Consider the following 8,011-nt stretch of genomic DNA (forward strand, 5'->3'; position numbering starts at 1 on the left):
CTAGTCTCCCTCCGTGTGTGAAACGACTGGCACTGAAGTTGGCGGAGATTCTTTCTTTTTTCCCAGCTGTCCCAGCCGCTCAACGACATCAAAGGACACAGGTATGAAGAAAATCGCGATGACTGTAGCTGCGAGCATGCCGCCAATGACCGCCGTTCCAAGAACCTGGCGCGAAATTGCGCCTGCGCCAGTTGCCAAATATAAGGGCACGCAACCCAGAATGAAGGCAAAAGCGGTCATCAGGATGGGTCGCAGCCTCAGTCGGGCGCCAGAAAGGGCCGCGTCGATTAGCGACTTGCCACTTTCATACTCGAGCTTGGCAAATTCAACGATAAGAATCGCATTCTTGGCTGACAGTCCGATCAGCATCACCAACCCAATCTGGGCATACACATTGTTTTCAAGGTGGCGGAAGTAGAGTGCGAAAAAGGCGCCAAAAACGGCGATAGGAACGCCAAGCAGCACGCTGAAAGGCAGCGTCCAGCTCTCATATTGCGCGGCCATGATGAGGAAGACGACGAAGAAGGCCAAACCAAAAATAACGCCGGGTGAGACACCCTGTGCGGCCTTTTGCTCCTGGTAGGACATTCCCATGTAGTCGAACCCCATCTGACTGGGCATCGTCTTATGAAATACATCCTCCAGTGCCGCCATAACCTGACCGGAACTATAGCCGGGCGCTGCCGAGGCATTGATCTGCACGCAGTTAAACAGGTTATAGCGCATCATGAACTCGGGGCCGTTGCGCGGATACGTGGTAGTAAGCGTACTCAGTGGAACCATGTCGCCTGATGCGTTTCTGACATAGAACTTTCCGAGATTTGCCGCATCAGTTCGAAAGTTGCCGTCTGCCTGCACGTACACCTGCCACTGCAGGCCAAATCGGTTGAAGAAGTTGATCAGTGAACCACCCATGAACGTCTGCACAGCCTGGTACAGGTCGCTCAGTTGGATCTGCTGGGTCATCGCCTTGGCGTTATCTACCCTGACTCCAACCTGGGGCACGTTCAGCAGGGCCGTCGTCATGACTCCCGCCAATTCAGGACGCTTGCGGGCCTCTTCCCAAAATAGCCGCGCATTCTTTGCCAGAAAATCAACGCTACCGCCAGACCTGTCTTCAAGAAGGAAAGTAGCGCCTCCAGAGGTGCCTACGCCCGGGATGGCTGGCGGCGGGAAAGAAAATGCAAGCCCCGATGGATCCCTTGCGAGCGCCTGTTGGAGGTGCGCTTTGATTCCTTCGTAGCTGGTCTCCGGAGTCTTTCGTTCTTCCCAGGGTTTCAGCGAGATGAAGAAGAATGAGCTGTATGTGGCGTTGACGCCGCTCAACAGACTGTATCCGACGACGGTACTAACGTACTGCACCCCGGGCGTATCCATAATGATCTTTTCGACTTCTCGAGCAGCATCCGACGAACGTTGGAGAGACGCCGCATTGGGCAGTTGCAAGCCAGCGTACAAATATCCCTGATCTTCATCGGGGAGAAAGCTCTTCGGAATACTCTTGCCAAAATAGCCTGCGGCAAACGTGAGCGCACCAAGCAAAAGAAACGCCAATAAGGCCTTATGGATAAGATGCTTGCATACATTCACGTAACCGTCGGTAGCGCGTCCGAAGACGCGGTTGAACCAGCGGAAGAAGGCGCCGAGCGGCCCTCGCGCAGGTTTCCTGGGCCGCAGCAGCAAAGCGGAAAGTGCTGGGCTGAGAGTGAGGGCATTAAATGCGGAGAAGAGCACAGAAATCGCGATGGTAACTGCGAACTGTTTATAGAGCTGCCCTGTTATGCCTGGCACGAAGGCCGTAGGAATAAATACAGCGGACAGGATAAGCCCAATTGCAATGACTGGTCCCGAGACCTCCTCCATCGCTTTAATTGAGGCATCGTGCGGCGTCAATCCGTGCTCGATATGGTGTTCCACTGCCTCCACCACGACGATCGCATCATCGACAACCAGGCCTATGGCAAGCACAAGGCCAAAGAGCGAAAGAGTGTTAATGGAAAACCCGAGCATTGGAAAGACGACGAAGGTTCCTATGAGAGAAACGGGCACCGCAAGCAGCGGAATCAGCGTAGCCCTCCAGCCCTGCAGGAAGATGTACACAACGATGATGACCAGGATCAGGGCTTCAAAAAGAGTATGGTAGATTTCCTTAATACCGGCACTGACCGCAAGTGTCGTATCGAGCGCCACGATGTAATCCAGGCCCTGTGGGAAGCGCCCTTTCGCTTCCTCCATCATTTTGAGGACGTTGGCCCGGGTTGTTAATGCATTACTGCCAGGAGTGAGGTAGAGCGCGACGAGAGCCGCGGACTGGGAAGGCTTACCTTCTCCCGCCGCACCCAACCGCGCAAGGTACGAATAATATTGCGATCCGAGTTCAATACGTGCCACGTCCTTAAGGCGCAGGATCGAGCCATCGGGCTGAGCACGAACCACAATTTCACCAAACTCCTCGGGCGTGGGTAAGCGGCCGGGAGCTCGCACGTTGTAAGTGAATTGCTGGCCTGAAGGGACAGGCTCCCCTCCGATTTGGCCTGCGGGATTGACCTTGTTTTGGGCTTTTACTGCATTCGTAATATCGGATACCGTCACGCCCAGGCTTGTCAGCCGGTCTGGATTCACCCATATGCGCATGGCATACGGTCCCGCACCGAATATCTGGACCTGACCAACTCCGGCAATACGAGTCAGCGCATACTGCAGATTAATGGTCGCGTAATTGGCCAGGAAGATGTTGTCATATGCGCCGTTGGTCGAGTACAGGTCGAGAAGCATAAAAGGCGCAGTCGTGCCGGGCTGCACGATCACGCCTTGCTGGGTCACTTCGGAGGGCAGTTGCGCGTTGGCTTGCCCAGTCCGCATTTGCGCGAGGATCTGGTCTGTGTTGATGTTGGTCCCCAGCTGGAAATCTACATACAGACTCATCCCGCCGCCGGAACTGGCACTCAATGAGTACATGTAGTTCATGCCGCTCACACCCGACATCTGCTGCTCAATGGGAGTGGCAACTGATTCAGCAATTGTCTGTGCGTCCGCGCCGGGATATGTAGCCTTCACCTGAATCATCGGATCAGCAATATCTGGAAACTGAGCTGTTGGCAGGTTCAGGATTGCGATGACCCCAACCAGCACCATCAGAATGGCGATGACCATCGCAACGATGGGACGATTGATGAAGAATTTCGCCATAATCAGTCGCCCCCGCCAACAGCTGCGGCTGGCACGTATGGCTTCGGATTAACGGGAATCCCCTCTTTTGCCAACTCAGGCATTGCCGCTGCGGCCATCTGTAGCCTCTCAATGCCTTCAACAACGACCTTGTCATCAGGCTTCAACCCCTCGGTGATGACCCAGTTCGGTCCAACTCGATCTCCCACCTTCACAGGCCGAAACACCGCCTTGTTTTCAGGAGTGAGCACAATGATCATGTACTCCGATTGCACCTCAATGACGGCCGGCTGTGGCACCAGCAATGCGTTCTCGTTGTCACTTACCTTGATCCGTATACGGCCATATCCGCCCGGCCGCAGAACAGCTTGTGGATTAGGAAACTCGGCAGCCATCTGGATGGTGCCTGTTCCGGTCCCTACCTGCCGATTCACATAAATAATCTTGCCACTCGACGTATATGGGACATCATTCGCCTGGATCAATTCAACCGGCATCTGCGGATGGGTGCCCCTGGGAAGCTTGCCCGAAATGAATGCTGTTACCTGCGGCGCGAACTTAAGAAAGAGACTCTCGCTAGGATTAAAGTAGGCCCAGATTGGATTCACCTGTGAAACGGTCACCATTTTCGTGGTGGTTCCTACCAGATCACCGATCTGCGAATTGGATACCCCCGCGATGCCATCGATGGGCGAATAGACTTTCGTCCAGGTGAGATTCAGCTCGGCGTTTGCCAGGCTAGCCTTCGCAGCTTGCAGCTGCGACCTCATCGCCTCCTGCGTCGTCAGATCAGTATCGAGATCTCTCTGTGCGATCGCCTTCTGGGCAGCCAGCGGAGTATCCCGCTGAACATCGTTGTCGGCCTTGGCAAGATTGGCTTCCGCGGTACCAACCTCCGCCTTTGCCTGATCCACGGCAGCCTCATACTGGCGTGGGTCGAGCGTAAAGAGGAGTTGGCCTTTCTTGACGAAGAAGCCATTCTGATAATTCTGCTGAAGCAGGTAACCCTGCACTTTTGGAGTGATCTCGGCATTCACCGGTCCGTTCAGTTGAGCTACCCATTCACCGAAAACGGGCACATTCTGCTGGATGACGCTTGCCACCTCAACATCAGGAGGACCTGGCTTGGGGGGCGCCTGTTCTTTTCCACACCCGGTGAGCGCGATAAACAGAAATATCCCGAGATTGACCAAGCTCCAGAGCGGGCTTTTCGCTAACCATGTTGCCTGTTCAGATTGTTTTGAATTTGCAATACGTGGCCGATACCGGTGAGGCTGTTCCTTTAGGTGCATAGACACGCTCCCCGCGAGAGAAATTCCTAAGCCAGCCCGGCTGCTGGAGGACTTCATACAACAGCAAGTCCGACAAACTCAGAAATATGAGAATCAAATAGTTACTGACGGAGTTAAGGTAAGCCTATAAACCGAGTTAGCAAACTGGCAGAAGTGACAGGTCTCGACGATGTTGAATCGTTCGTTGCATCCTTTTAGGTGAGGTCACTGAGGTGCACCCGTAGTTAGAATTTGAAGAAGATTGGCCCGTGAAGTACTGACTCGAACCGTCAGGACCCAAGTTAATAGTCAGAGCCGCCCACATCTTGGAAGAAACGGGTCGGCAAGAAGCACGTCCGCTCCTCAAAATCGCTCAGGCTAATTCCAGTTCAATGTGCTTTGCACCGACGTCAAGCAGCGTGATGCGAAAGCTGCGAATCTGCCCTGCTTGCAGAGTTTCAGGCTTGGAAGCGCTTGAAGCAGCACCGCTCTTCCAGCGCGCCTGCAACATTGAGCTCAATGACGCGAGATCTGCTTTGACTTCGGATTTTGATTCACCGGCCCGAGTCATGTTCGCTACTTGGCAGTAGCCGTAAATGCCTTGGCCCAACTCCACGCGGATTGGTTCGGTGGAGTTTACGGCTCGTCCCGAAACCACGTCGCCGATTTTGTGCTCGGCCAAGTATTCATCGAGGCTCGTAGGAACAAGTTGCTTCATGCTGAGACGGATTTGGCGATTTTCCACATCCACAGCCAGCACCAGCGCCTTTACCATCTCGCCTTTGCGGAGCTCATCCTGGGGATGGTGAATGTGCTTGTCTGCGCTGATTTCGCTGACGTGCACCATGCCCTCCACGCCTTCCGCCAGTTGAACAAATGCTCCAAATTTGGTGAAGCTCGTCACCCGACCTTCGATTTGCGAACCTGCCGGAAAGCATCGCGCAGCATCGGCCCAGGGATCGCCCAGCGCCTGCTTCAGCCCCAGTGAGATGCGGCGCTCGCCCGCGTTTACGCCGAGAATCACCGTTCCGACGATATCGCCTGGCTTGAGGATGTCGCTGGGCTTATGCACTTTCTTTGCCCAGGACATTTCGGAAAGATGGATCAGACCCTCTATTCCTGCTTCCAATTCGACAAAAGCGCCAAAATCGGCGAGGCGCGTCACTGTGCCGCGAACGCGGTCTCCAGTTTTGAATTTTTCCGCGGCGTCGTCCCAGGGATGCTTTTGAAGTTGCTTCAAGCCGAGTGAAATGCGCTTCTTATCGGGGTCAATTTTGAGGACTTTTACTTCGACTTGCTGGCCTTCGGACAGTACATCCGCAGGCTTCGCGACGTGGGCCCATGACATGTCGCTTATGTGCAGCAAGCCGTCAACGCCGCCAAGATCGATGAAAGCGCCGTAGTCAGCCAGAGTGCACACCGTACCCTGCACCACATCTCCTTCCCGCACCTGCGCGTAACGCTGCTCGCGCTGTTCTTGCTCCTGCTCTTCGATCACGGCGCGACGGTCGACTACTATGTCTTCATCGGCAACGTCCAGCTTGATGATGCGGCAGACGATCTCCTGCCCGACGAGCTTTTCCATCTCCGCAGCATCGCGAACACCGCTGCGTGACGCCGGCATGAACGCTCGCACACCGACATCAACGGACAGGCCGCCTTTGATTGCGCCAGTTACGGTTCCGGTGATCGCCGTCTTTTCTTCAAAGGCGCGTTCGAGCGATGACCAGTCTTTGGGCTGCACGATTTTGAAGAGGGAGAGATCGTAATAGCCGTCTTCATTGCGTCCCTTAATGGAAATGGGAAGACGGTCTCCGGACTTCGGCAGTTCGTTCTCGCGGAACAGCGATACAGGCAGCACGCCTTCGATCTTCAATCCGATATCGAGAAAAACGAACTCCGGCGAGATGCTGATGACCGTGCCTTCGCGCTGCGCGGCGCCGTCTTCTTTTTTGCGCGCATGGCTCTGCTCGAACTGAGAAAGAAGTTCGCCAAACGACTCGCTGTTTTCGACAGGGGTATCAGGGGCGGACTGTGGTTCCGGGAGATTTGGATTGGGCATGGCTGCTATACAGCTTCATTACAACATAGACAACATTGATGCGCCTGATTCGTGCCCATTCCCGGATGATTTAGGGAGTGCTTTTCTCCATTGTGAGGATAAATTCGCTGCCTGTGTCCAGACGAACACTGTGCGCAGTGCTGGTCATCAGCGCGCTGCACTGCGGTCCTGCTTCCGGAATCATCTTGATTCCCTTCAGGCCGACGACGATTCCGGGGTGGATGGTATTTGGCGGTCCGCCATGGTTCAGATTTTCATCCTCCTCTAATCCCATGCTGGCGGCGGTCTCAGAAATGCTCCTTGCTCCGCCGGTACGCGTGTGCACGGAATCCTGAAGCTCTGCCGGCATTGAATCATGTAACGCCTTACGTTCCCCCGACGGTCCGACGACTCCGATGACTCGCAGCGACAGGTCTTTTTTGCTCTGGTTGAAACAGTTTCCCTGATTGAAAGCGACGGCCAGTTCTCCGCCAGTTTTGCCTGCTGAAGATTCCAGCACTTTTCCATAGAGCATTGCGCCTGCGGGCAACCTGCAATCCTCGCTGATCCACTCATGAACAACTTTCAGCATCACTTGCTGCCCTGGCTTTGCGTGCGCCGAGTCCAGCCAGCCTGCTATTTGTGCTTCGATCGTCACATTCTTTGGCAGATCGCCAGTTTGGTTCAAATAGCGGTTGCAATCTGCTTGTTGCTCCACATTACCAGCGGGCGCACTGACAGCCGCAATCGAAGGTATCCGAGGTATCAGACCGTTCGATCCCGTTTGATCAAATTTGACCAGGCCATCGCGGTAGTCCAAATGAATCGTAAGCGTGTGGAGCATATCGAATCCAATCATACCAGCCACCTGAAGGCCTGCATTGTCATCGATTGCGGATGGGTCGAAATCGAGAATATGCCCCTGATTGTCCAGGGACAGGTTGGCAAACTGAAAATCGAAGCTGTCGCGGTAAAGCTGCACAGTCCCGCCGGATACCGTCTGCATCGGATTCGTGAAGTTGACCTTGGTTGATGAAATCAGATGCGCCACCTGCGGCGTCATCGTGCTCATCCGCATACCGGAATCCAGCACAAACAGGCGCTGTTCCCGCTTGTTGAGCATGACTGGAACCAACAAATACTGGTTCCGATGGTACACAGGCGCGTAACCCTGCATCGCAGGCGCTATATATCGGTCCATCGGCAAAGCATCTTCATGCGCGCCGGGCAATGACGGCAATGGGGAGAGCTCCAGCTTGCCTAACGGGTAGGCGAGCGTGATTAGATATGGAGCAAAAATATCGGTGCTGATGAAACCGTCACCTTTGTCAGGAAATGGTGCATCGCTCACGCCCACCATGCAATTGCGGAACTCCAATTGCCCGACATGAATGCTGTCCACGCGGACGGTGTCAGGCGGGTCGCCCACCGCATGCTGGAAACTGTTCTCGTCGGCCAGTGCGCGGCTGATGTACAGGCCCGACGCTCCTGTATCGACGATAAGTTTTGCTTTTCGCTGTGGAAATTGGAC

The 8,011-nt window shown here is 54.6% G+C and carries 4 protein-coding genes; all 4 read right to left on the bottom strand.

The features are described 5' to 3' along the window. Complete coding sequence (locus VEV40_RS12175) at positions 1 to 3,189, bottom strand: efflux RND transporter permease subunit (RefSeq protein ID WP_324832642.1); 3,189 nt, start codon at positions 3,187 to 3,189, stop codon at positions 1 to 3. Positions 3,190 to 3,191: 2 nt separating this feature from the next. Next, positions 3,192 to 4,271: an efflux RND transporter periplasmic adaptor subunit gene (locus VEV40_RS12180; protein WP_324832643.1), complete on the bottom strand. Its 1,080-nt coding sequence runs from the start codon at positions 4,269 to 4,271 to the stop codon at positions 3,192 to 3,194. Between the two features lie 541 nt (positions 4,272 to 4,812). Then, positions 4,813 to 6,501: a 30S ribosomal protein S1 gene (locus VEV40_RS12185; protein WP_324832644.1), complete on the bottom strand. Its 1,689-nt coding sequence runs from the start codon at positions 6,499 to 6,501 to the stop codon at positions 4,813 to 4,815. A gap of 70 nt (positions 6,502 to 6,571) precedes the next feature. After that, the coding region (locus VEV40_RS12190; RefSeq protein WP_324832645.1) for a hypothetical protein at positions 6,572 to 8,011 on the bottom strand (1,440 nt) is incomplete at its 5' end.

The sequence above is a fragment of the Alloacidobacterium sp. genome, from assembly GCF_035631355.1.
Classification (GTDB): domain Bacteria; phylum Acidobacteriota; class Terriglobia; order Terriglobales; family Acidobacteriaceae; genus Alloacidobacterium.